Annotated in this window: 21 protein-coding genes; 16 read left to right on the top strand and 5 right to left on the bottom strand. The window is 68.6% G+C overall.

Features of this window, described 5'->3' with window-relative positions; all coding sequences use genetic code 11:
• The first annotated feature begins 13 nt into the window (after positions 1–13).
• Positions 14–1,435 (top strand): 30S ribosomal protein S12 methylthiotransferase RimO, encoded by a 1,422-nt coding sequence (gene rimO / locus IT371_08425; GenBank protein MCC6747667.1) that lies wholly within the window; start codon positions 14–16, stop codon positions 1,433–1,435.
• Between the two features lie 32 nt (positions 1,436–1,467).
• Here the strand turns inward: rimO and IT371_08420 are convergent, their stop codons facing one another.
• The 4 genes from IT371_08420 to IT371_08405 all read right to left on the bottom strand — a co-directional run bounded on the left by IT371_08420 (position 1,468) and on the right by IT371_08405 (position 6,233).
• The gene (locus IT371_08420; protein ID MCC6747666.1) at positions 1,468–2,004 is read right to left on the bottom strand and encodes a TlpA family protein disulfide reductase; all 537 of its coding nucleotides are present in this window, start codon (positions 2,002–2,004) and stop codon (positions 1,468–1,470) included.
• Positions 2,005–2,056: 52 nt separating this feature from the next.
• Positions 2,057–3,241, bottom strand: a complete 1,185-nt coding sequence (locus tag IT371_08415) for a hypothetical protein (GenBank protein MCC6747665.1) — start codon at positions 3,239–3,241, stop codon at positions 2,057–2,059.
• Between the two features lie 10 nt (positions 3,242–3,251).
• Entirely contained in the window at positions 3,252–5,348 is a 2,097-nt protein-coding gene (gene fusA, locus IT371_08410) for an elongation factor G (GenBank protein MCC6747664.1), read from the bottom strand.
• Between the two features lie 117 nt (positions 5,349–5,465).
• Positions 5,466–6,233, bottom strand: a complete 768-nt coding sequence (locus tag IT371_08405) for a type III pantothenate kinase (GenBank protein ID MCC6747663.1) — start codon at positions 6,231–6,233, stop codon at positions 5,466–5,468.
• A 94-nt stretch (positions 6,234–6,327) separates the two neighbouring features.
• Here IT371_08405 and IT371_08400 point away from each other — a divergent pair, with 94 nt between their 5' ends.
• From IT371_08400 to IT371_08350, 11 genes are all read left to right on the top strand, one after another.
• Positions 6,328–7,881 carry a DUF2254 domain-containing protein gene (locus tag IT371_08400; protein MCC6747662.1) on the top strand — a complete coding sequence of 518 codons (1,554 nt, stop codon included), beginning with the start codon at positions 6,328–6,330 and terminating at the stop codon, positions 7,879–7,881.
• Between the two features lie 41 nt (positions 7,882–7,922).
• Positions 7,923–8,843: a LamG domain-containing protein gene (locus IT371_08395; protein MCC6747661.1), complete on the top strand. Its 921-nt coding sequence runs from the start codon at positions 7,923–7,925 to the stop codon at positions 8,841–8,843.
• Between the two features lie 218 nt (positions 8,844–9,061).
• Positions 9,062–10,630, top strand: a complete 1,569-nt coding sequence (locus IT371_08390) for a response regulator (protein MCC6747660.1) — start codon at positions 9,062–9,064, stop codon at positions 10,628–10,630.
• Between the two features lie 165 nt (positions 10,631–10,795).
• Complete coding sequence (gene gyrA, locus IT371_08385; protein ID MCC6747659.1) at positions 10,796–13,372, top strand: DNA gyrase subunit A; 2,577 nt, start codon at positions 10,796–10,798, stop codon at positions 13,370–13,372.
• Positions 13,369–14,655: a glutamate-1-semialdehyde 2,1-aminomutase gene (gene hemL, locus IT371_08380; protein MCC6747658.1), complete on the top strand. Its 1,287-nt coding sequence runs from the start codon at positions 13,369–13,371 to the stop codon at positions 14,653–14,655. The genes gyrA and hemL overlap by 4 nt, the downstream gene beginning before the upstream one ends.
• A gap of 218 nt (positions 14,656–14,873) precedes the next feature.
• The gene (locus IT371_08375) at positions 14,874–16,547 is read left to right on the top strand and encodes a hypothetical protein (GenBank protein MCC6747657.1); all 1,674 of its coding nucleotides are present in this window, start codon (positions 14,874–14,876) and stop codon (positions 16,545–16,547) included.
• 215 nt (positions 16,548–16,762) lie between these two features.
• Positions 16,763–17,029, top strand: coding sequence for an AtpZ/AtpI family protein (locus IT371_08370; protein MCC6747656.1), 267 nt, complete (start codon positions 16,763–16,765; stop codon positions 17,027–17,029).
• Complete coding sequence (locus IT371_08365) at positions 17,029–17,403, top strand: ATP synthase subunit I (GenBank protein ID MCC6747655.1); 375 nt, start codon at positions 17,029–17,031, stop codon at positions 17,401–17,403. Before IT371_08370 ends, IT371_08365 begins: the two co-directional genes overlap by 1 nt.
• 6 nt (positions 17,404–17,409) lie before the next feature.
• Positions 17,410–18,180, top strand: a complete 771-nt coding sequence (gene atpB, locus IT371_08360; GenBank protein MCC6747654.1) for a F0F1 ATP synthase subunit A — start codon at positions 17,410–17,412, stop codon at positions 18,178–18,180.
• Positions 18,181–18,231: 51 nt separating this feature from the next.
• A complete protein-coding gene (locus IT371_08355; GenBank protein MCC6747653.1) occupies positions 18,232–18,573 on the top strand; it encodes an ATP synthase F0 subunit C in 342 nt (113 codons plus the stop codon).
• Positions 18,574–18,702: 129 nt separating this feature from the next.
• Positions 18,703–19,386: a hypothetical protein gene (locus tag IT371_08350; GenBank protein MCC6747652.1), complete on the top strand. Its 684-nt coding sequence runs from the start codon at positions 18,703–18,705 to the stop codon at positions 19,384–19,386.
• 253 nt (positions 19,387–19,639) lie between these two features.
• Here IT371_08350 and IT371_08345 read toward each other — a convergent pair whose 3' ends face one another.
• Positions 19,640–21,547 (bottom strand): OPT/YSL family transporter, encoded by a 1,908-nt coding sequence (locus tag IT371_08345; GenBank protein ID MCC6747651.1) that lies wholly within the window; start codon positions 21,545–21,547, stop codon positions 19,640–19,642.
• Between the two features lie 230 nt (positions 21,548–21,777).
• Here IT371_08345 and IT371_08340 point away from each other — a divergent pair, with 230 nt between their 5' ends.
• The 4 genes from IT371_08340 (at position 21,778) to IT371_08325 (ending at position 25,182) form a co-directional block, all read left to right on the top strand.
• A complete protein-coding gene (locus IT371_08340) occupies positions 21,778–22,524 on the top strand; it encodes a hypothetical protein (GenBank protein MCC6747650.1) in 747 nt (248 codons plus the stop codon).
• Positions 22,525–22,716: 192 nt separating this feature from the next.
• Complete coding sequence (locus IT371_08335) at positions 22,717–23,580, top strand: trypsin-like serine protease (GenBank protein ID MCC6747649.1); 864 nt, start codon at positions 22,717–22,719, stop codon at positions 23,578–23,580.
• Between the two features lie 80 nt (positions 23,581–23,660).
• Positions 23,661–24,233 carry a hypothetical protein gene (locus IT371_08330; GenBank protein ID MCC6747648.1) on the top strand — a complete coding sequence of 191 codons (573 nt, stop codon included), beginning with the start codon at positions 23,661–23,663 and terminating at the stop codon, positions 24,231–24,233.
• A 259-nt stretch (positions 24,234–24,492) separates the two neighbouring features.
• On the top strand, positions 24,493–25,182 hold the full coding sequence (locus IT371_08325; GenBank protein ID MCC6747647.1) for a hypothetical protein: 690 nt from the start codon (positions 24,493–24,495) through the stop codon (positions 25,180–25,182).
• Positions 25,183–25,328: the final 146 nt, after the last annotated feature.

Below are 25,328 nucleotides of genomic sequence, written 5' to 3'. Positions count from 1 at the left end.
ACAAGGACGAGCGATGGACGAGGGCCGCAAGCTGTCTGACCCCGAATCGCGCGGACGCACGATTCACTTCGTGTCGCTCGGCTGCCCGAAGAACCGCGTCGACACCGAACGCATGGTGGCGCTCGCGACCGGCCAAGGCATGCGCCTCGTGGCCGACCCGGCCGACTCGGAGGTCATCGTCGTGAACACCTGCGGGTTCATCGGACCCGCGAAGCAGGAGTCGGTCGAGACGGTGCTCGAGCTGGCGCGCCACAAGGAGACCGGACGCTGCCGCACGCTCGTCATGACCGGGTGTCTGTCGCAGCGCTACCCGGAGGAGCTGGCGCGCGAGCTCCCCGAGGTCGACCACTTCCTCGGCACGAGCGACCTGCCGCGCCTCGGCGAGATCCTCTCGCGGCGCGACGAGGCCCGGCTCGCGGTGGGACGACCCGAGGGCCTCGCCGAGGCGGAGTTCGGACGCCAGCTCCTCGGGCCCGCGCACACCGCGCACCTGAAGATCTCGGAGGGGTGCAACCGGCCGTGCGCCTTCTGCATCATCCCGCTCATGCGCGGCGCGCAGCGCAGCCGGACCCTCCCGTCGCTTCTCGAGGAGGCGCGCACGCTCGTCGCCTCGGGGGTACGGGAGCTCATCCTCGTGGCCCAGGACACCACCGTCTACGGAAGCGACCTCGCGGGGGAGCAGGAGACGGACCTCGTCGCTCTGCTCGAGGCGCTGAGCAGCCTCGAGGGCCTGGTCTGGATCCGCCTGCACTATACCTACCCTTCCGCGGTGGACCGGCGACTCGTCGAGGCCATGGCCACGCTGCCGAAGGTCGCCCCCTACATCGACATGCCGCTGCAGCACGTGGACGACGAGGTCCTGCGGCGCATGCGTCGCGGGTACGGGGAGAAGAAGGTGCGCGAGACGATCGCCCTCCTGCGCGAGGCGATGCCGAAGGTCGCCATCCGCACCACCCTGCTCACCGGCCACCCGGGGGAGACCGACGCCGCCCACGCCCGGCTCCTCGCGTTTCTCGAGGAGGTGGAGCTCGACCATGTCGGGGTCTTCCCCTTCTCGCCCGAGGAGGGCACGCCGTCGCACGATCTACCCGACGCGGTGCCGGAGAAGGTGGCCCGCGCGCGCGCCAAGGAGGTGATGGCGCTGCAGCGCAAGATCAGCCGCCGGCGGCTCAAGCGCCTGCGCGACGAGGTCCTCGAGGTCATGGTGGACGGCCCGAGCGAGGAGAGCGAGTTCCTGCTGCAGGGGCGGCACGGGGGGCAGTCCCCGGAGATCGACGGCGTCGTGATCCTGACCGACGGCACGGCCCAGCCGGGGGAGGTCGTGCGGGCCCGCGTGATCAAGTGCAGCGACTACGATCTGGTGGCCTCGATCGAGCAGGCCGAAGAGCACGCGCCGGACGGCGGCGACTCGGGACGCGGCGCAACGTCACGCTGAAGTCGACGCGGCGCCGCCGAGATCCGCGAACCCTACTTCGCCGGCTCGGCCAGCGCCCGATCGATCGCCGCGCGCAGCTCGCCGGTGCCGCGACCACCGACCTGGACGTGCTGGACGACCCCGCGACGATCCACCAGCGCCACGTGCGGGATGGTCTGCACGCCGTACTGCGCCGCGACCGCGCCGTCGTCCACCAGCGCGAAGAGCTTGCCGCCGCGACGCTGGAGGAACTGCTGGAGCATGGGGGCGTTCCCCTCGACGTTGACCGCGAGCACCTTTAACCCGCGGGGCCCGAGCGCCTCCTGGACCTGTTCGAGCCAGGGCAGCTTGCGCAGGCAGGGGCCGCACCAGGTGGCCCAGAAATCGAGGAGCACGACCTGACCGCGCAGGGCGGAGAGCTTCACGGGCTCGCCGGTGGGCGTGGGCAGGGTGAAGTCCGGCGCCTCGGTACCGATCCCCGGCCCTCCTATGGGAGCGCAGCGCCGCGAGAGCGACACCACGTTGAGGAGCAGCAGGACGAGCACCGCCGCCAGGACGATCGTGCCGACGGCGGAGCGTTTGCCTTCCATGGAGTAACGCTACACCACCGACGTCCCGAGAGCACGCAGGGCCCTGTAGCCCTCACGAGCGTCTGGAGGCGAGCTCCTTGGCCGCCTTGGCCAGGACGGCGGGGATGTTCTTCGAGCGCGAGAGGGTCCGAAGGTCGGCCGGTCGCAGGTGGGGCAAGATGCGCAGCGCGTGCCCGAGCGGGCACTTGGGGTTGTTGGCCAGGGCGAGCTTGATCTGATAGCTCTTCTGCCACTCCTTGCGAGTCGCGATGTAGCGGATGACCTCCTCGCTGAGCCCGCGGTTCGAGGCGTAGCGCCCCGCCTCCTGCTCGTTCACCGCCGGCGACTGGATCGCCGCCATCGACACGAGCTTGTTCGAGTCCCGGATGAAGACCGCGCGGTGGGACTGCGAGCCGATCGTGGCCAGCCGGATCTTGGCGTTGATCGGCAGGTCGGAGAGCTTCTTCCCCTTCTCGTCGACCTGGGCCTCCCCCTCGTATTCGAGGTTCCCCACCGCCCCGCCCTCGAACCCCTCCTCGAAGGCCGACGAGAAGAGGGCATCCATCGCGTCTTCGTCCATCGACGACGGCGCGCCGAAGCTGGCCGCCAGGTCCTCCGGCGGCAGCTCCAGCAGCTCCTCCTCCCCCTCCTCGGTCGCGGCGGCGGCGGTCCCGGCGGTCGGCAGCGCGTGGCCTAGGATGCTGGCCGCGAGCTCCTTGTAGTGCGGGACGCGAGGGAGCACGAGACCGTGACGGACCGCCAGCTCGAGCAGGCGATCCACCGTCGACATCCGCGCCGACTTGTTGAAGTAGACGGCCTCGACGATCGCCGGGCAGCGCAGGATGCGCTCCTGGTTCCCGGCGAGGATCTCCAGCTCGCGCTCCTGCATCGTCCCGGCGAGCGTCACGAGCGTCTCGTCGTGCACCGCGCGGTTGAGCAGCACCCGCTCGGCCAGGACGGGACGACGGCTGACCCGCGTGGCGAAGAAGTCGAGGACGCGCGGATCGAGCGCCTCGCCGAGGGCCGCGGCGAGGATGTTCTCCGGCAGACCGTCGGCCGTCGCCGCGGCGGCCTGCGCGATCTTGGCGTCCGCGTCACGACTGAGCTGGTAGAGGGCCACCGCCAGGTCCTTCGGACCGAGGGGAGCCAGCCCCTTGGCGGCCATCATCTTCGCCGGAGCGGGCGCGGCAGGCCCCACGACGCGCAGCAGGCCGGCGTTCAGCAGCTCGGGCTCGAGGGGGGTGAGGTCCAGCGCCATCCGTCAGTACCTAATCGTCTTCCTCGGCCGCCATCTTGGCGTTGGCAATGATCTTCTCGGCGAGGTTGCCCGGGACCTCGTCGTAATGCGCGAAGGACATGGTGAAGGCGCCGCGCCCGGCGGTGATCGACTCCAGGTCGATGGCGTACTTCAGGAGCTCCGCGAGGGGGACCATCGCCTTGATCACCAGACTGCGCCCCTTGGTGTCGGTCCCCAGCACCTTCCCGCGCCGGCTGCTCACGTCGCCGATGATGTCTCCCATGTACTCGTCGGGACAGGTCACCTCGAGGTTCATGATCGGCTCGAGGAGCGCGGGGGTCGACTGCCGGAAGGCCTCCTGAAAACCCTTCGACCCGGCGCGCTCGAACGACCGCCCGTCGGAGTCCACGTCGTGGTACTTGCCGTCCTTGAGCGTCACGCGGATGTCCACCACCGGATAGCCGGCGATGACGCCCCGGGCCATGCGGTCGCGGATCCCCTTCTCCACCGCCGGGATGAACTGCCGCGGCACCGAGCCCCCGAAGATGGCGTCCACGAACTCGAGCGGGTCGTCCTTCACCTCGCTGTCCTTGGGCTTGGGCTCCATGTCGATGTAGACCACGCCGAACTGGCCGCGCCCACCGCTCTGCTTCTTGTGCTTCCCCTCCACGTCCACCGCCTTGCCGCGGATCGTCTCGCGGTAGGGGATCTTGGGGGCGGCGAGCTCGACGTCCACGCCGTGCCGACGGAGCTTCTCGACCGCCATCTCGATGTGAATCTGCCCGAGGCCTCGGAGCAGGATCTCCTTGCTCACCTGGTCGCGGTCGAGCTTGAGCGAGGGGTCCTCCTCCATCAGATCGGCGAGGCGCGAGGCCACCTTCTCCTCGTCCCCCTTCGACTTCGGGCGAATGGAGAAGCTGATCACGGGTTCGGGGAGCTTGACCATCGGGTAGGTGATGACCGACTTCTCGTCGCAGAGCGTGTCGCCGGTCTTCGTGTCCTTCAGCTTGGCCAGACCGATCACGTCCCCCGCCACGGCCTCGGTGAGGTTCTCCCGCTTCCGGCCGATCAGCGTGTAGAGCGTGCCCACACGCTCCTTGGAGCCCTTCCGGGGGTTGAGCACGGTAGCGTCCGAATGGAGCGTCCCCGAGATCACGCGACAGAGGGCGATCTTGCCGATGTCCGCGCTGATGACCTTGAAGACCCGCGCGGAGAAGGGCTCGTTCTGGTCCCCCTTGCGCGCCACCTCGGCGCCGGCCGCATCCACGCCCACGGTGGGCGGACGGTCGAGCGGCGACGGGAAGGTATTCGCGATCACATCCATGAGGGGCTGCACGCCGAGGTTGCGCGTGGCCGAGCCGCAGAGCACGGGCACGATGGTCCCCGCCAGGATCGCGCCCGAAAGGCCCTTCGTGATCTCCTCCTCGGAGAGCTCGCCCGTCTCGAGGTACTTCTCGATCAGCTTGTCGTCGCTCGACGCGATCCCTTCGATGAGCTGCTCGCGCGCGGCGGAGGCGGCGGCGGTCAGGTTGGCCGGCACATCCCCGACGGTCATCTGACGCCCCTCGTCGGTGAAGGTGTAGGCCTTGAGGCTCAGCAGGTCCACGACGCCGGCAAAGGCGCCCTCCTGCCCGATCGGGATCTGCAGCGCGACGGCCTTGTCGGAGAGGACCTCGCGCACGTCCTTCAGCGCGGTTTCGAAGTTGGCGCGCTCGCGGTCCACCTTATTGAGGAAGACCACGCGGGGCAGCCCGAGCCGGTTCACGATCTCCCAGGCTCGCTCGGTCCCCACCTGCACACCGTCGGGGGCGCTCACCACCACGATAGCCGCATCCACGGCCGAGGTGCCGAGCTCCGCGTCGGCCACGAAGTTCCCGTCACCCGGCGTGTCGATGAAGTTGATCTTGACCTTCTTCCACTCGCAGCTCCCGACGGCGCACTGGAGGCTCGACTTTCGCTTGAGCTCCTCGGGCTCCGTGTCCAGGTTCGACGACTCGTCGTCGACCTTGCCGAGGCGCGTGGTCGCCTTCGTGTCGAATAGAAACGCCTCCGCCAGCGAGGTCTTTCCACACTTGCCGTGGCCGACGAAGGCCAAGGTACGCACATCCTTCGAGTCGTATTTCTTCATCGCGGCTGTTTCCCTCGCTGGCGGGGCCTCGGCCCCGCGGCTAGAACACCGTCTGACGAGTACGCACTGCTCGAATAGTTGCCGGGCAAATGTTGTTAGATCGAAAAGAAAAGCCAGTCAAGCGGCACGGTTGCGCTCGAAGAGGATCCGGAGTCCGGTCAACGTGAGGAGCTCGTCGGTCTCCTCGATCGTCGAGGAGGAGGCGGCGATGAGGCGCGCGAGTCCCCCCGTGGCCATGACCCGCGGCGTGAAGTCGAGCTCCTGCACCATTCGCGTCACCACCCCGTCCACGAGTCCGACGTAACCGTAGAAGAGACCGGACTGCATGCTCGCCACGGTGTTGCGGCCGACGACGCGCGCGGGCCGGGCCACCTCCACGCGCGGGAGCTTCGCGGCGTGCCGGTAGAGGGCGTCGGCGCTGATGGTCACCCCGGGGGCGATCACGCCGCCCAGATATTCCCCGTGCGGACTCACGCAGTCGAAGGTGGTGGCGGTGCCGAAGTCCACGACGATCACGCCGCTGCGATAGCGCTCGTACGCCGCCACGCCGTTGACGATGCGGTCGGCCCCCACCTCCTTCGGGTTCTCGTAGAGGATCGGCATGCCGGTCTTCAGGCCGGGCCCGACCTGCAGGGGCTCCACGCCGAAGCGCCCCTTCAGCGCCTGGAGCACAGCGCGGACGGCGTCGGGTACCACGGACGCGAGGATGCACGCGTCGATGACCGGACGCACGCCGCTGAGCTCGAAGAGCGCGTGGAGCGCGATGGCGTATTCGTCGGAGGTGCGCTCCTCGGAGGTGGCGATCCGCCAGTGGTCGACGAGCCGACTCCCGTCGAAGAGCCCGAGCACGGTGTTGGTGTTGCCGATGTCCACGGTGAGCAGCATCGCGTCGTCACCTCCGCGGTGCATCCTACCCAATCGCGCGGCACGCGGCACGGCCGTTGTGAGGCGGCCCGGAAGCACGCTATCGTTCGGCCCGATGGCCCAGGCGCTCGAGCGACGGAAGATCTGGCTCTACCCGGTACTCCTCCTCGGCGGCGTAGCGCTGGCCTGGTTCGGGCTGCTGCTCGGCGCGGACCAGCTCCTGAGCGGCGGCCGGGGGGTCGGCGTCTTCGGCGCGCTCGCCCGCTACAGCGCCGAGGATATGCAGAGCGCCCTCGGCAACCTCCCCGAGGTGGTGGTGGCGATCCTCGGTATCGCCATCACGGTGGTGTCGATCATCTTGCAGCTCTCGGCCACGCGGTACACACCGCGCGTGACGGAGCTCTTCTTCCGCGACCGCACGAACCTGCTCCTGCTCAGCTTCTTCGTCGTGACCTCCATCCACGCCATCTGGGCCACCTTCGCCGTGCACCGGACCTACACGCCGCACGTGCTGATCGTCGTCACGCTGGTGATGATGACCGCCGCCGTGCTCCTGCTCATTCCGTACTTCAGCTACGTCTTCGCCTTCCTCGAGCCGGAGCGCGTGGTGGCGCGCCTGCAGGAGCACTCGCTGGCCGAGGCGCTCGCGCGCGAGGCCGCGCCGGGGGCGCTCCGGCAGGGGCGCGTGCTCCAGGGGATCGAGCAGCTGGCCGACGTCGCGGTGAACGCCGTGGCGCAGAAGGACCGCATCATCGCCTCGCGCAGCGTCGACGCGCTGAAGGACCTCTGCACCCGCTACGTGGCCGAGAAGCAGCGCCTCGAGGCCGAGTGGTTCGAGCTCGGCGAGGCGCTTCGAAGCAACCCGGACTTCGTGGTGCTCGGCGCGGCGAGCCACACGGAGCTCCTCGAGCAGCGCACCTGGCTCGAGTGGAAGGTGCTCCGTCAGTACCAGACCATCTTCAACGAGTCGCTGAACCGCATGGCGGAGCTCGCCGAGCTGGTGGGGATCGACTCGCGCTACATCGGAGAGACGGCGCTCCAGGCGGGAGACCGGCCGGTCCTGCGGCTCACGATCAAGTTCTTCAACACCTACCTGCGCGCGACGATCAACCGCCGCGACGTGCGCACGGCCTACAACGTGCTGCACCAGTACCGGCAGCTCGCGGAGGGGCTGGCGCGCGCCGGGTGGGGCGCTGAGGTGCTGGAGCTCGGTGCCTACTTCAAGTACTACGGCCAGACGGCCAGCGCCGCGGGGCTCCCCTTCGTCACGGAGACCGCCGCCTACGACCTCTGCGCGCTCTGCGAGGTGGCGCACCAGGTGGGCTTCTCCGACGAGCGGAAGCTCCTGCAGACCTTTCTCGAGGTGGACAAGGCGGCGGAGACCGAGGCCGAGGAGCGTTCGCTCCGCGGGGTGCGTAAAGCGCAGCTCAAGCTCGCCACCTATTACCTGCTGCGCGAGGGAGAGGAGCTGGCGCGGCTCATCTTCCGCGACATGGAGCACGAGCGGCCCGAGCGACTGGCCAGCATCCGGGACGAGCTGCTGGCCGTGAAGGACCGGGACTTCTGGGAGATCATCGACCGCGGCCACAACTTCGAGTACCTGGAGCCGGAGCGGAAGGCCCAGCTCGAGCGCTTCTACGCCTGGTTCGGGGAGAAGGGGGCGGCCTGACCGTTGACGGGTCTTCGGCGCGCGGCGTATCGTGCGCAACCATGAAATCCATCAAACAGCGCGTCCTCTTCCTTCCGGCGCTCCTCCTCGTGACCGCGACGCTCGTGCCGGCGTGCGAATGCGGCGATAGCACTCCCAAGGCCGACGCCGGGACACCCGACGCGGCCACACCGGACGCCGCCGTCTCGCGCGACCTGAGCGCGAGCCTCGACACCAAGGCGCCGGACGCCAAGGCCCCCGACGCGGCCAAGCCGGATGCGGCGAAGCCCGACGCACGCCTCCCCGACGCGGCCAAGCCCGACGCTTCGCCCATCTCGTGCACCGGGAGCGCGGGGCTCTGGAGCTTCGACGAGAACACCGGCACCACGGCGAAGGACCGTTCGGGGAACGGCCACACCTTCACCTCGAGCGGGGCCACCTGGACCCCAGGCAAGCAGGGGAGCGCCTTCTCCTTCACCGGAGGGTCGAACGCCACGACCCCCTACACCGCCAAGTTTGAGGCCAAGCGCAAGCTCACGCTGACGGCCTGGATTCGCCCGAACACGCTCGGCGTGGCCGGCATCGTGGTCAAGGGCGCCCGCGCGGGGGCCACGCAGGACTGGGGCTTCTACCTCTGGAACGACGAGCTCGGCGTGCTCTTCAACTGGCCGACCCTGGGCGACAACCCCATCCTCTCGACGGGGGCGAAGATCGCCACCGGAAGCTGGGTCTTCGTGGCCATGGTGCTCGACGTGGACGCCGGGACGGTGTCCTTCTACAAAGACGGAGTCTTCCTCTCCAAGGGGACCTGGACCGCCGAGCTGCTGCAGAACAACACCGACCCGATCACGATCGGCACCGACGCGGGGACGCCCAACGACTTCGACGGCGCGATCGACAACGTGGGGATCTGGACCCGCGCCCTCTCGGCGAGCGAGATCGCCGCGCTCTACGCCACCCCGACGATCTGCATGAAGCCGTAGCCCCACCTGCCGCCCTAGCGTAAGAGGGGTTACGAGACGCGTTCGCCCGGCGGGGGACCGCTCGCGGGCCACGAACCCCCCCGCGGCCGGCTCACCCGCACGAAAGTTGTTGGTTTGCCATGGAAATCGTTGTGTGCTGGCCGGACCAACACGTTGACCGCGCAATGCATGCGTTGTAGACTTTGACCGTAGCGCCCTGCCACCGCACAGGAGTAGCAATGGAGTACCAGCTCCACGAGGAAGCGCCTCGCGTCCTCGTCGTCGATGACGAGAAAGTCATCCGAGAGATCCTGAGCGACTTCCTCACCATGGAAGGGTTCCTGGTCCGCACGGTGGAGGATGGGCAGGCGGCGCTCGCGGAGCTGGAACGACGCTCGTACAACCTGGTGATCAGCGACCTCAAGATGCCCAACATGGGCGGTCTCGAGCTGCTCGAACAGATCAACCAGCGCAGCATCAACGTCCTCACGGTGATCATGACCGGCTTCGGCACGGTCGAGACCGCCATCGAGGCGATGAAGAAGGGGGCCTACGACTACATCCTCAAGCCGTTCAAGGTCGAAGAGGTCGTGCACATCGTCCAGCGCGGCCTCGACCGGCAACGGCTCCAGCTCGAGAACATCCGCCTGAAGGAGGCGCTGAGCCTCTACAAGCTCTCCGAGGCGATCAGCCAGAGCCTGAGCATCGACAACATCTTCGAGCTCATCACCGACGCGGTGCTCGAGGAGCTCCAGGCCGACGTGGTGACGCTGCTCCTCGCCGACGAGCACGACCCATCGAAGTTCAGCGAACGGGTACGGCGCTGCTGCGGGACGGCAGACCAGGAGGATCTCGTCGGCGAGCTGAACCTCGAGGAGGTCACCGGCTGCTACACGCAGGACCTGCCGCTCCTCGCCCACGGGGCCAAGGCGCACCGCTTCTTCAAGCGCACGCCGCGGTCGCAGCGGCTCGTTTCGTTCTGCTCGATCCCGCTCACGGTTTCGAACCGCGTCCTCGGCATGCTGAACGCCTACTCGTACAACCGGGGCAACAAGTTCACCGAGGGGCAGCGGAAGATGGTCTCCATCCTCTGCAGTCGCGCGGCGGTGAGCATCGAGAACGCACGCCTCTACCTGAACCTGCTCAAGTCGAACAAGGAGCTCGAGGCGGCGAATCAGAGCCTCGCCGAGAACTTCCGACAGACGATCGTCGGCTTCGCGAACGCGCTCGAGGAGAGCGACCGGTACACGCGCGGCCACTCCGAACGCGTGTCGGTCTACGCCCGTATGATCGCCGAGGCCATGGGGCTTCCGGCGCGACAGGTGGACGCGGTCATTCTCTCGGCGCAGGTGCATGACATCGGCAAGATCGGCATCCCCACCGAGAAGCTGAACAAGCCCGGCAAGCTCACCCCCGAGGAGATCGCGATCTTCCGCACGCACCCCGAGAAGGGGAAGCGCATCCTCGAGCCGGTCCCCTTCTTGCGGGAGCTGATCCCCGGGGCCTACTGCCACCACGAGGCCTTCGACGGCACGGGGTACCCGCAGGGGCTCGGCGGCGACGAGATCCCGATCCTCGGGCGGATCATCGCCGTGGCCGACGCCTTCGACGCCATGACCTCCGACCGCGCCTACCGCAAGGCCCTGCCCTACCGCGTGGCGCTCGACGAGCTCCGTCGCTGCGCGGGGACGCAGTTCGACCCGCACGTCACGGCGGTCTTCCTCGACGAGATGGAGCGACGGCACCCGACCGCCGAGGAGAACCTCGAGGCGGTGATCTCCGCCATGGCCGCTGCCGCGGCTCTTTAGTACCAGCAGGCCGAGCAGCCGCCCCTCCGACGGAAAGCCGCCCAGAGTCCCTGGCGGATCCCTTCCCGCGGTTGACTCCCGCGCGGATCTGCGCTAATCAGCGTTTTCCGGTTTTTATACGCGGCCTTACCTCACAAGAGCCCTCACGGCGCACCCCACGGGATCATGACGGAAACTCACGGCCTCACCATCCACACCAGCATCGAACAGGAGATGCGCTCGTCGTTCATGGACTACGCCATGAGCGTCATCATCTCCCGCGCGCTGCCCAACGTGCGCGACGGGCTGAAGCCCGTGCATCGGCGGATCCTCTACGCCATGCACCAGCTCCGTAACTTCCACAATCAGCCCTACAAGAAGTCGGCCCGCGTGGTGGGCGACGTGATCGGTAAGTACCACCCGCACGGCGACGCGGCGGTCTACGACGCGCTCGTGCGCATGGCGCAGGACTTCTCGCTCCGCTACCCGCTGGTCGACGGGCAGGGGAACTTTGGCAGCATCGACGGCGACCCTCCGGCGGCCATGCGTTACACGGAGATCCGCATGGCGCGGATCGGCGCCGAGATGCTGGCCGACATCGAGATGGAGACGGTCGACTGGCAGCCCAACTACGACGACAAGGAGCTCGAGCCGGTCATCCTGCCGGCGCGGATCCCGAACCTCCTCGTCAACGGGGCGCAGGGGATCGCGGTGGGCATGGCCACCAACATCCCGCCGCACAACCTGAACGAGATCGTCGAGGCCACGGTGGCCTTGATCCGCAACCCGCGCATCACCACCGCCGAGCTGCTCCAGCTCGTCCCCGGCCCCGACTTCCCGACCTCGGCCTTCATCTACGGCCGCGCGGGCATCCTCTCGGCGTACGAGACGGGGCGCGGGCAGATCTGCATGCGCGCCCGCACCGAGGTGGAGGAGCACCCGAAGAGCAAGCGCCAGGCGATCATCGTGAGCGAGCTCCCCTATCAGGTGAACAAGGCGCGCCTGATGGAGAAGATCGCCGAGCTCGTGAAGGAGAAGCGCATCGACGGGATCTCGGACCTGCGCGACGAGTCCGACCGCGACGGGATCCGGGTGGTGGTGGAGCTGAAGCGCGACGCCGTCCCCGAGGTGGTGCTGAACCAGCTCTACAAGCAGACCCCCCTGCAAGAGACCTTCGGCGTGAACATGGTGGCCATCGTGGACGGCCGCCCCGCGCTGCTCTCGCTGAAGGAGCTCCTGAGGCAGTTCGTCGATCACCGACGGGACGTGGTGACCCGGCGGACGGTCTACCAGCTTCGCGAAGCCGAGAAGCGGGCCCACATCCTCGAGGGACTGCGCATCGCGCTCGACAACCTGGACGAGGTCATCGAGCTCATCCGTCGCGCGTCCTCGCCGGCGGAGGCGAAGAGCGGGCTGATCGAGCGCTTCGCCCTCTCGGAGGTGCAGGCGCAGGCCATCCTGGACATGCGGCTGCAGCGCCTCACCGGTCTCGAACGCGAGAAGATCCTCGAGGAGCTCCGCGAGGTGCTGGCGCAGATCGCCTACCTGCAAGACCTGCTCGCGGACACCGCCAAGCTGATGGAGGTGGTGGTCACCGAGCTCCAGGAGATCAAGGAAAAGTACGGCGACGCGCGCCGCACCGAGATCGTGGATGCTTCGGGGGAGATCAACCTCGAGGACATGATCGCCGAGGAGGCCACGGTCGTCACCGTGACCCACTCGGGGTACATCAAGCGCAACCCGATCAACGACTACCGGGCGCAGAAGCGCGGCGGCAAGGGGGTCACGGGGATGGCCACGCGCGACGAGGATTTCGTGCGCGAGCTCTTCGTGGCCAACACCCACGACCTGATCCTGATGTTCACCAACCAGGGGCGGGTCTACTACAAGAAGGTCTACGAGATCCCCGAGGCGGGACGCGCCGCGCGGGGGAAGGCCATCGTGAACCTGCTCGAGCTCAAGGACGGCGAGAACGTCCAGCAGATGCTCGCGGTGAAGGAGATCCGCGAGGGGCTCTTCGTGGTGATGGCCACGCGGCGCGGCCTGATCAAGAAGACCGACCTGCTCGAGTTCTCGAACATCCGCACCACGGGGATCATCGCCATCGAGCTCGAGGAGGGCGACGAGCTCACCGACGTCAAGCTCAGCGACGGGACGAAGCACATCCTCATCAACACGCGGCAGGGGATGTGCATCCGCTTCCCGGAGGAGCAGGTACGTCCGATGGGACGCGCCACGCGCGGCGTTCGGGGGATCACGCTCCGCGAGGACGACGCGATGGTGGGGATGGCGGTGCTCGATTCGGACAGCCAGGCCAGCGTGGTGACGGTCTGCGAGAACGGCTACGGCAAGCGTACCGCGGCGGCGGAGTTCGGCGAGCAGAACCGCGGCGGCATCGGGCTCATCGCCATCAAGACCACGGAGCGGAACGGCCTCGTGGTGGGCTCGAAGGTCGTGGAGGGTGACGACGAGCTGATGATGATCACCGGCGCCGGCAAGGTCATCCGTATGCGGGTGAAGGACATCTCGGTGATCGGTCGCAACACGCAGGGCGTCCGCCTGATCCGCCTCGACGAGAGCGAGCGCGTGGTCTCGGTGGAGCGGCTCGCGGAGACCGAGGAGCTCGGCGAGGAGCCGGGCAGCGGCGAGGGGGACAACGGACGAGGCAGCTCGCCCTCGCGGGAGGTCACGCTCGGGGCTGCGAGTCAGCCCGAGCTGGCGGAGAGCCCGGAGGACGACTCGGGAGAGGATGAGGAGCCATGAGCTTGAAGCGAACCGCGTCCGAAGCGCTCATGCGGCGCGCGCAGAAGGTGATCCCCGGCGGAGTCAACAGCCCCGTGCGCGCGTTCCGCGCCGTCGGGGGGACGCCGCTCTTCATCGAGCGCGGCAAGGGATCCCGCATCTGGGACGCCGACGGTAACGAGTTCATCGACTACGTCTGCTCGTGGGGGCCGCTCATCCTCGGGCACGCGCCGGAGCCGATCCTGGCGGCGATTCGCACGGCGTGCGAGCTCGGCACGAGCTTCGGGGCGTCTACCGAGCGGGAGGTCGAGTTCGCCGAGCTGATCGCGCGCCTCGTGCCGTCGATGGAGCGCGTGCGGCTGGTGAATAGCGGCACCGAGGCCACGATGAGCGCGCTCAGGCTGGCGCGCGGCTTCACCGGCCGGGACCGCATCGTGAAGGTGGCGGGGGGCTATCACGGGCACGCGGACTGCTTGCTCGTGCGCGCGGGCTCGGGGGCCGAGACGCTCGGCATCCCCGATTCGGCGGGAGTGCCGGCCGCGGTGGCGCAGGACACGCTCGTGGTCCCCTACAACGACCTCTCGGCGGCGCGTGAGCTCTTCGCCGCGCAGGAGGGGCGCATCGCGGCGCTCATCATCGAGCCGGTGGCCGGGAACATGGGGGTCGTGCCGCCGGGGCCAGGGTATCTCGAAGGGCTGCGCGAGCTGACGCGCGCGGCGGGGACAGTGCTGATCTTCGACGAGGTGATCACCGGGCTCCGGCTCGGCCTCGGAGGCGCGCAGGCCCGCTTCGGCGTCACGCCGGACCTCACCTGCCTCGGCAAGATCATCGGCGGCGGGCTTCCGGTCGGCGCCTACGGCGGGCGGGCCGAGCTGATGGACCGCGTGGCTCCGTCGGGGCCGGTCTATCAGGCGGGGACCCTCTCGGGCAATCCGCTGGCCGTGGCCGCCGGGCTCGCGATGCTGCGTACCCTGGAGAGCGAGGCGCCGTACGCGCGTCTGGAGGAGCGGACCCTGCGCCTCACCGACGCGCTGCTGGCCGAGGCCCGCGCCGCGGGCGCCCCCTGCTGCATCAACCGGGTGGGCTCCATGTTCACCGCCTTCTGCTGCGAGGGCCCGGTCACGGACCTCGCCACGGCGCAGAAGAGCGACACGGCCCGCTACGGCCAGCTCCACGGGCACCTGCTGGCCCGGGGGATCTACGTCGCCCCGGCACAGTACGAGGCCGCCTTCCTCTCGACCGCCCACACCGACGCGGACCTGGACCGCACGGTCGCGGCCTACCGCGAAGCGCTCCGGGCGTAGCAGCCAGGGCCCTCCGGCGCAGCGGCCCCCGGCGCAGCGGCCCCCGGCGCAGGGGCCCCCCGGCGGGGAGTGCCCGGCTACCGCAGGAGCCAAGCGGCTATCGAAGACGCGCGTCCGGCCGCGGACGAGGCGGTCGCAACCATCGGTGATAATTAAAGTAAGTTCCTTGCCGACCGTGGCATATGGGATGCAGGTGGTCCATCCCACGGAGCGAGACGATGAGCCGACAACGCGTACTTCGAGCGCCGATCGTGGTGTGTGCGGCCCTGGGCCTGCTAGCGCAGGGTTGCGTCGGAGAGATCCGCGGAGGTGGGCAGACGGGCTCGGGCGGCTCGGCCATGGGCCCCGAAGATCCGGTCGGGGTCCCGCTCCCCAAGGGGCTCCGCGGCAAGGCGAACGGAACGCTCCCGGCGCAGGTGGACCACGCGAGCCGGCTCGCCCCGGTGAGAGACCAGGGCTCGCGCGGCATGTCGCTGGCCTTCGCCACGGCGGCTGCGCTCGAGGGGTACTACGGCCTGAAGGAACACCTCTCCGTCGAGCACGTGCAGCAGCGCATCGGCATCCTGGGGGGCATCGCGATCGATCTGCGTCTGCGCGGAGCACGCGTGGCCAAGGAGACCGACTGGCCCATCGGTGGCAAGGCTGCCGCGGAGCTCGACAAGCGCGCGTCCTGGGGCGTCGACGAGGCGATCAGCACGGGCCTCGACGAGGCGGCGCTGAAGAAGTACCTGGCCGACGACGCGAAGAACAACATCGTGGTGGAGCTGGCCTGGGACAAGACCTACGAAGAGGACGGCACCCTCGCCAATCCGAAGCTGGGCGGGCTGCAGGCCACCTGGCAGCGCATGTCCTGCCGCGTGCGGTCGGCACAGTGCGAGGTGCACACCGTGCTGCTCGTCGGCTACAAGTCGGCGCAGATGGACTCCGATGGGCAGGCGCGCACGTTCTTCAAGGTGCGCAACAGCCGCGGCGCGAGCTGGGGCGAGCAGGGCTACGGTTGGGTCTCTGCGGCCTACCTGACCGCGATGGGCCACCGCGGGATGCTGATCACCAAGGCGCCGACCCCCGCCGCGGCGGCCGCGAGTGCGACGACGCCGTCGAGCACCGCGCCGACGGGTCCGGAGCCGACCGAGCCCGAGGAGCCGGCTTCCGGCCCGAGCACGGGCACGGGCGGCGGCGACAAGCAGGCTCCGCAGGTGAAGATCACCAAGCCCGCCGAGGGCGCGGTGCTCCAGAGCGCGGTCGTGCACGTCGAGACGGACATCAAGGACAACGACGCCATCGTGCAGGTGGAGCTGCGGGTCAACGGCGAGCCGGAAGCGCTACGCACGGAGGGGCCGTGGAACTTCATCATGCCGCTCCCCTCGGGTCCGCACGAGCTGACGGTGGTAGCGCAGGACAAGGCGGGCAACCGGGCGCAGGCCACGGTCCACATCGTCGTGGACGCGGGCGACATCGAGCCGGGCGGTCCGGCTCCGGGCGGAGCGACGCCGGGCGGCCCCGCACCGGGCGGCACCACGCCAGGCCTCGGTACCGGCGCGCCGCTCAACCCGGGAAACACCACCTCGAAGGATCCGATCCCCGGCGGCCTCGGCGCGATCTGCAAGACGGGCAAGGACTGCGCGAGCAAGCTGTGCGCCGAGGATCCCGTGATCGGCCAGTTCTGCAGCGAGACCTGCGTGCCGACCGAGGACACCTGCACGAACGGCCTCGTCTGCATGCCGAACGACCTGGACGGCGGCTCGCACCAGTGCCTCCCCTTCTTCGAGATGCCGTCGGACGGCAAGGGCTGCAGGGTGGGCAGCGGCGCCACGGGTGGGGCCTCGGGCCTCCCCGCGGGACTCCTCCTCGCCCTCGCGGCCCTGGCGCTGGCCCGTCGTTCTCGGCGGTAGCCGGACGCTCAAACGCACCGCATCACTCGAAAGATCTCGCGGGATTCCTTGGCGTGAAGCGCCTCCTGACCTTCGATCGGTTTTTTTGCGGCAACGCGTTGACCCGACGGAGGGGACCATGCTATGCAGCCGGCCAGTCGAGGTAGGGCGCTGTAGACCCACGACGTTTTGGCATTCACCGTCGGAGCGACGCGATCGACAAGGATGCCCAGAGCATGTGGCGCGCCGCACTGCGCTATAGCGCGGTGGGGCTGGAGATGGGGGTGGCGGTTCTGGTCGGGTACGGCGCGGGCTGGTGGCTGGACAAGAAGTTCGGCACCAAGCCCTACCTCAGCTTGGTGATGTTGCTCGTAGGGATCGCGGCGGGGTTTCTGGCTCTCATCCGGGTGGCGAAGGAGGTCGGGCGGGAGGAGGAGAGGTCGAAACAGGACGGAACGAAGCCCCCCGAGGCCCCGCGAGACGACGGAGACGCGAAGCGCTGATGCCCCACCTGTCCTTCATCGAGCGATTGAGCCTCCTGCTCGTGGTTTTGGCCACGCTCGTCTGCCTCGTCGCGGGCCACCGCCCGATGAGCCTTGGCGCCGGCGTGGGCGGGCTCCTCGCAGTGGCCAACTTCTTCGCCCTGCGGCGGCTCATGCTGGGCATCGTGCGTAGCAACCATCCGCCGCGGCAGATCGTGCTCACGCTGCTCTTGCTGGTGAAGATCGGGGTGCTCGGCGGCGCGATCTACCTCGTCATGACGCGGCTGCCCGTAGACCCGAAGGGGATGCTGCTCGGCGTGTCGGTCGTGGTGCTGTCCATCTTCGTCGAAGGCTTCCGGACCGTCCTGCGCGGCGCCGCGGCCCAATCCGAGTGATGCGCCATGGGTGAACATAGCACCTGGTTCCACCTGCTGCCGGGCTACACCAACTTCGAGCAGTGGGCGTCCCACTACTTCAAGCGCACCTGGCGCTGGGAGATGTTCCAGGACACCCACTTCACGATGGTCCACGTCGTCATCTCGGGCCTCGTCGTGGTGCTGCTCGTCCTCGGGGCGATCGCCTATCGCAGAAAGGTCGCCGCCAGCAACGCGAGTCGGCTGGTCCCAGAGGCGACGCTCGGCACGCGCAACGTGTTCGAGCTGGTGCTCGAAGCCACGCTGGGTATCGCCGAGGGGGTGATGGGCCGCCACAAGGCCGAGAAGTTCCTGCCCCTCATCGGCACGCTGGTCTTCTTCATCCTCTTCAACAACTTGATCGGTCTCGTACCGGGCTTCATCCCGGCCACCGACACGCTCAAGACCAACATTGCCCTCTCGGGGCTGGTCTTCCTCCTGACCCACGCCTACGGCGTGCGCGAGCACGGGCTGGCCTACTTCAAGCACTTCCTCGGCCCGGTGTGGTGGCTGGCGCCGCTCATGCTTCCCATCGAGCTCGTCAGCCACGTGGCGCGACCGGCCTCGCTGGCGCTGCGCCTCATGGGCAACATGTTCGCGGACCACAAGGTGCTCGGCACGTTCTTCGTGCTCGTGCCGATCCTGGTCCCCCTCCCCTTCTACCTGCTCGGAATCATGGTCTGCATCGTGCAGACCTTGGTCTTCACGCTACTCACGATGGTGTACATCGATATGGCCGTGGCCCACGAGGAGCACTAGCCAGCTCGATAGGATCTAACCTCGCTGCGCCCCGCGGGAAAGGAGTCTCAGATGGTAAGCCGGAATCTCAAATTTGCGTTGTCCATGCTGTCAGGCCTGTTCGTGATGCTCATCGGCGCCGTGGCGTTCGCCCAGGAGCACGGCGGAGCCGGTGACAACGAATTCACCATGAAGGCCTGGATCGGCCTGGCCTGCGGCCTGGGCATCGGCATCGCGGCCTTCGGAGGCGCGCTCGGACAGGGGCGCACCGCATCGGCCGCCCTGGACGGCATCGCCCGGAACCCCGGCGCGTCGGGCAAGATCTTCACCCCGATGATCCTCGGCCTGGCCCTCATCGAGTCGCTGGTCATCTACTCCTTGATCATCTCCATCCTGCTCATGGGCAAGATCTAGGGGGTCTCCCTAGCGCCCCGGCGCGCCCTCGACCCGCGCGCTCCGCCCCGATCGCCTTCTTTCCGAGTCAGCCCCGTGCGTTCCACGCGCGTGGGCTGCGCTCCACGCCATGCGTGCTACCATCCTTTCATGTACCGCGACGAACTGGAGGCCCTTCAGGCACGGGTGAAGACCCTCGAGGCTGAGCTCCACCTCGAACAGCGGCGACGCGAGGCCGCCGAGGCCGGGGCGGCAGCGGCACGCGCTGCGGCCGTCGAAGCGGAGCTGTCCGCGCGGCGGCTGACCCGCAAGGGGGGCTCGCCGGCCGGGTTCCTGTCCGAGAGCCCGAAGCTGTGGATCGCGGCCATCGTCGCGGTGCCGCTCTTCATGGTGGGACTCTCGCTGCACGCGACCTATCTACGGATTCGACACCATCAGAGCGCCCTCCACGCGGCCATCGAACGTCCGGCGAACGCCGAGGCCCTGGTCGCCGGGGGAGCGACCGCGGCCGCCTCCTCGCTGGCCAACGGAAGTGTTTCCGAGGCCTTTGCCGCGGCGAAGGCCTGCGCCGAGGAGGCCACGCCCCCGGCCGACCTCCCGACGGTACCGCTCGGGATCGTGTCGCAGCCGAGCGGCGCCCTGGTCGTGGGACAGAAGAGCGGCCTGGCCTTCGGCCGCACTCCTCTGCGGCTGAGCCTGCCTGTGACCCACGGAGGGGTGGCCTTCGAGCTGCAGCTCCCGGGATATGAGCGGCGACGCGTGGCCGTGCAGGCCCCCGCCTCCGGAAAGCCGCAGCTCGTCTCGGTGACCCTGACCCCGCTCTCGGCGGACTGAAACACCTCGCGCGGACCGTTCTTGGCCTTGAGCCCCCCCAGATGCTGAAGCGCTATCTCGTGTACGCCGTCGGAGGCATCGTGCTGGGCGTGGCGATGAGCTTCGTGGCGCGGGCCACGGGCTCGACCTGAGGGCTGACCTGCAACCCGGCGGTCGCCGGGGTCGTCGGACTCTTGGTGGGGCTGTCGCTGGCCAAGCCCTGAGGCGGGCGGAAGCGGCTCCCTTGCATTGCGGCGGACCGGCGCGCTCGGCTCTACGACAGGACGAAGGTCTCGAGCAGGATCACCACGATCCCCATCAGCGCTCCGCCCGCGATGACCCCCGCCGCGGTGGGCTCCTGGTTTCGCACCAGCACCCGATGCAGCAGGGTGTTCTCCCGCCGGCTGAGCCTCTCGGCCAGCCAGAAGATGAACGAGCCCAGAAACATGGCCAGACAGGTGTTGAAGGGGATCACCGCCGCCAGGCCGAGGCCCACCCCGGAGAGCCAGAACCGGCCCTTCGTGACGTGCTTGAGCACCTCGAGGAGCAGCCCGATGCACACCCCGGCCAGCGCCGCCCAGCGCGCCGTCAGGGGTAGGCGGTCGAGCCCCGCGGTCAACGCCTCGGCCACGGCCTTCCAGATGGTCACGCCCGGCATCGGGTAGTCGGCCGAGACCAGGTTCTCCGGACCCTTGTGCAGGAAGACGAGATAGAAGATCGGCACCGCCGCCGTCGCGCCGGCGATGATGCCGAGCACGTGGCCGATGGCCTGCTGGCGCGGCTTTCCGCCCAGCATGTAGCCCGGCTTGATGTCCATGAGCAGGTTCGAGGCGTTTCCCGCCACCTCGCCCGTGATCCCCGCCGTCATGAGGTTGGTGGTCACGTTCCCGGGGGCCAGGATGCCGTAGGTGAGCTGGGTCAACTTGCCGAGCGCTCCGGTCGGGGTGATGGCGGTGAGCGCGGTGGAGTTGGCCGCGATGAGGGTGAAGACGAAGACCAGCGGCACGGCCAGCGCGCCGAGCCAGAACGAGACGCCGAAGAAGTAGTTGGCCAGCACCACCACCAGGCCACCGACCAGCGGGATGCCGATCACGAAGACCTTCATCGGCAGCTCGATGTCCTTCAGCGCGTCGTTCTGCGCGGCGCCGTCCCGCCGCTTGAGCATCCCCCTGAAGGCCGAAACGAGGAGCTTCGGCTTGGAGAAGAAGGCGTAGAGGGACGAGGCGGTCATCATCGCCACGCCGAACCAGAGGCACCACATGGTGATGGGCTTGAAGCCGTAGTGGGTCACGCCGTCCTTCACCGTGCCCACGATGTCCCCGCGCGAGATCATCCAGGGGGCGAGGATGAAGTAGTTCACCACGGCCCCGATCATGAGCGACACGCCGGTGCGGATCCCCATCAGGCCGCCCGCGGCCATCATCGTGATGTCGGAATCCAGGCGAATCGTGAGCTCGCGGAGCTCCACGCCCATGATGCGGGGCGAGGCGAGCCGGTAGACCCAGTTGTCGAGGTAGTGCGGCAGGTGCAGAAACCCGAGCTTCAGGCGATTCACGATCGCGTCGCTGTGGAAGACCTGCACCAGCGCCGCGAGCCCCGCGCCGATGGCCAGGATCTTGGCCTTGAAGACGCCGTCCTTCGGATCGCCCTCGTGGAGCGCGTCCATCACCACCCCGGCGGCGCGCCCTTCGGGAAAGGGGTGCTGCTCGTCGTTGATGAAGCGCCGCTTCAGCGGAAAGGCGAAGAGCACGCCGAGGACCGCCAGCGCGATGATCCAGAGGTAGACCGTGAAGAAGGGGAGCGTCTTCTTGGTCACCATCAGATACGCGCCGACGCTGGAGATGAGCGGGGCCGTCATGTAGCCCGCCGCGGTGGCGATGGACTGCATGCAGTTGTTCTCGAGGAGGGTGAACTCCTGCCCGAGCCCGACGCGGGCGAGCACCTTCCACATGGCGAAGGCCAGGATCACCGAGGTGATCCCCACGCCGAGGGTCCAGCCGGTCTTGGCCCCGACGTAGAGGTTGGTGAGGGAGAGCACGCCGCCGAGAAGCATGCCGGTCAGCGCCGAGCGCAGCGTGAGCTGCGGCATGTTGCCCTTGTAGACGTTCTCGAGCCACCAGCGGTCCTTCTGCTCGAGGGTCCAGTCGCGGATCTGCTGCTCGTCGAGGTGCTTCAGGGCCATCGCTGCTCCAGTCCGGGCCGTTTTTGCGAGCCGCAAGCTACCCCGAGGGCGCCGGTCGGTCAAAGGCCAACAAACGTAGGATGTTGCACATCGTGCGCAGGCTCACGAACCCGCCAGGAGGCGGCACGAAGGTGCAAGGGGTCGTGCGCGCAACGCCTCAACTGCGCAAGATCGCAGCGTCGCCCAGGGGCACGAGGCTTGCTTTTCACTCGCTGTGGAGGTGACGCAGCATGCGCACGCAACGAATCATCGGGCTCCTCCTCGCCGCCGGAGCGCTCGTCGCCCCAACGGGCGGAGCCTTGGCTCGAGCCGGAGAGACAGCTCAAGCCACCGCGGCACTGCAGGCGGACAAGGTTCGCGTACAGCTCGGCTACGTGCAGCACTGGCTGGATCGAGGGGACGTCCACGTGGCGATGTCCGTCTTCGGCAGCGGCGTCGTGAGGTCGGCCGCGTACGTGGAGCGCGTGCATCGCGAAGGGCGTCCGCCCCACGACGAGCTGGTGTGGCGCAGCTCGCTCGCCACGGACCCGGCCCTGAACAAGGAAGCGAACGCGCTGCTCCATCGCATCCTCCGCTTGACCGCCCGCCAGGAACGACGTCTCGCGCGCCGTGTGACGAGGCCGGGCTGGTACCGGAACGCAGCGTTGAAGCAACGCCTCGCAGCGGCCCGCCCAACCGCAGCGCAGCTCTTCGACGCCGAGACCAACGCCTTCCACGGGGACACCAGCCGGGCCACCGCGACCGCTCTCGCGACCGGTCGACCGGTCGAGGCCCCCATCGCGTTGTATTCGGCCGAACGCGAGTCGCGCCTTCTCGCCAGCATCTGGGAGGACGCTGCACGACTCACGGCGCCCGAGTACGGACTCGTGCTCCCCTCGGCGGCCTCTCTGCAGGCGCGCAAGGAAGCGCTCGAGCTGCAAGCCGTCAGGCTCGGCACGCGCAGAGCGATCTTTCGCATCGCGGGCAGCACGCCCTGAACGCCCCGCGGCGCGCGAGAGGCCACCGCAAATGGGTCGGGGCGGTGGCTCGACTCCTCGCCAGGTGAGTCGGCTCGGCGGGCGCGCAGCACGACATCGCAGGGATCTTCGACCAACGCCCCACGCCAAACGCCGGCCTCGGATTTGCACGGGGGCCGCGCAACAACCTGCTGTCACTCAAGGAGGTCGCCGATGTCTCGTCGTCGAAAGATTGGTCGTGTCGTGCTCGCGTGCATGGTCGCATCGGTGCTGGGGGCGGGCGCGTCGGCCTGCGGCGAAGGGGCCTCGCCGGTCGGAAGCCGTGGCTCGGCTGTCACCAACGGAACGCTGGATAGCGCGAACCGCTTCTCGAACGTGGGAGCCATGGTGGTGGAGTTCCCCGCCGGCAGCGGCGACTTCATGCCCATCTGCACGGGCACGCTCATCGCCCCCAACGTCTTTCTGACGGCCTCGCACTGCACAATCGTGGCCGACATGTATCAACTCCCGGTCTTCGTGACCTTCACGCCCGCGTTCGCTCCCGACTCGCCCCGCATCGCGGGGACGCAGCACACGCATCCGGCCTTCGGGGTGCCGGGGAACGATGATCCCCACGACATCGCGGTGATCACGCTGGCGCAGGACGCGACGGCCGTGTATCCCGGCATCGTCCCGGCAGCGCTCCCCACGGCGAATCAGTTCCACAAGCTCTTCGGCGGCGCGGGCCAGAAGAACGACCCGTTCACGGCCGTGGGATACGGCGTCTTCGACCGGACCGTCGGCCACGGGCAGCCCACGATGGAGTTCGACGGCGCGCGCCGCGTCGCCGTGTCCACCTTCAACGCGATCAACAAAGCGTGGCTGCGCCTCTCGCAGAACGCCTCCACGGGCAACGGCGGCACCTGCTACGGAGATTCGGGCGGCCCCAACTTTCTCGGCGCCGACGCCACGCTGACGAACGTCGTGGCCGGCCTGACGGTCACGGGAGACACGGCGTGTCGGTCCACGAACGTGATCTACCGACTGGACACGCCGGCCGCGCGCGACTTCCTCGCGCCGTTCGTCGCCCTGCCCTGACGGCCGTCCTCTCCATGCAGCCGCCCGCCTCGTCGGGACGCCCGATGGAAGCCGCTGACGTCGAGTGGACGAGCGCGCTCATGACCCAGGCGTTCTTCACCGAACCGTACATGCGCTGGGTCATCCCGGAGGACGCGCTCTGGGAGAAGAAGGCGCACTGGCTCTACACGCGCATCCTGCGCCTGTGCGTGGGGCGCGTGCGGCTCTACGAGGGACGCGAGCGGCTCGGCCTCGGCACGATGTACCCTCCCGGCGTCAGCCCCTTCTACAGCTTCTTCAAGCAGCTCCAGGTGGGGCTGCTCGTGGCCCCCTTTCGCGTGGGGTGGAAGGAGACGGGACGACTCACGCGTCTGGCGGAGGGCGTGAATCGCCTGCACAAGATGGTGCGCACGGACGCGCACTGGTATCTCGACTACGCTGGCGTAGTGCCCTCGGCGCAGGGGCAAGGCATCGGCTCCGAGCTGGTTCGCCAGCGCCTGCGCGACGTGGATGCCGCCGGGCAGCCCTGCTACGTGATGACCGCCCAGCCCGCGCTGCCCCCGCGGTACGCGCAGTTCGGCTTCGAGGTGCTGCACGAGGGTCCGGTCTGCGACGACGGGCCGAAGAACTGGCTCCTGCACCGCGAGGCGCGACCGAAGCCGCAGCCCGCGTAGCGCCGCGGCGCGCGGCCAGGGCCCCTGGCCGGAGGCGTCACCGGGCGAAGTCGAGGGCGCCACCCGGGCCTCCTCCAACCGCGTGGTTTCATAGCGCATCAGCGCCGACCGGGGTGGACCGCCGCTTGCACTGCGACGGCGTCACGAACTCGCGCTGGAAGTACGTGTCGCTGTCCATGGCGGCGCGGTCGGCCTGCGCTCGCCTGGATGTGACGCCATGACGCGACTTCTGGAAGTGCGACGACGGCTGGGACAGGGAGTGGTGCTGGGCCTGGCACTCGCCCTGTGCGCGGCCACGATCTCCGAGGCGCGCGCCGCCGACGGCCCGCAGCGAAAGACCCGCCGATGGCGCAATCAGTACGGCTTCGGCAGCCACAGCGTCGTCACCGACGCGGACGGAAAGGTCGTCTGGGAGTCGCGCGATCGCAGACTGACGCGCGGGCGGGTGGACAGCCTGACAATCACCTCCACCGGCGTGAAGAGGAAGCAAACCGGATGGGACCTCGGGGCGGTCCGCATCTATCATTCGGTGAAGTCCGACCCAGAGACGGGCAAGACGACGTGGACCCGTACGATACGGTTGAAGAACGGCCTTGAACGGACCTTCGGTGACGTCTCGTGGGCCAGCAAGGACGAGCTCGGCGGAGCGCGCATCTACACCATGCCCGTGGGCTACACCATCCCCATCGGCCTCTATTTCCTGGGCCGCATCGCGGCGCGCGCAGCCACTCCCGTGGTGACCGAGGGGAATGGTCTCCGGATACGTCTGGAGCCAGCGGGCGATACCCCAGGTTGGAAACGCACCGACGCGCCTGACGAGGCCGAGGCTCGCTCCCGTGCCCTCGGCGCGCTCTACCATCGGAACTCGGGCGCGCTCCGTAAGGGAGAAACGGCGGTCGACGTCCTGGACGGCATGAAGATCACCATGACGAAGCACCACGGCTCCTAGGCCACGTCACCTGGGCCACGCGGGGCTCGAGCTGGGACTGCGCGCGTCCCCGTGGTTGCGTCCAGGCTACGGTCCCCCGACACCTCTCACGACCTTGCCGCAATATCGCCCTAGAAGACGGCCTGCCCCGCCTGGCCCTGGCCTTG

Source organism: Deltaproteobacteria bacterium, assembly GCA_020848905.1.
In the GTDB taxonomy this organism is placed as follows: Bacteria; Myxococcota_A; Polyangia.
The sequence above is the reverse complement of the archived record's forward strand: the minus strand, read 5'-3'. Positions and strand labels throughout refer to the sequence as shown.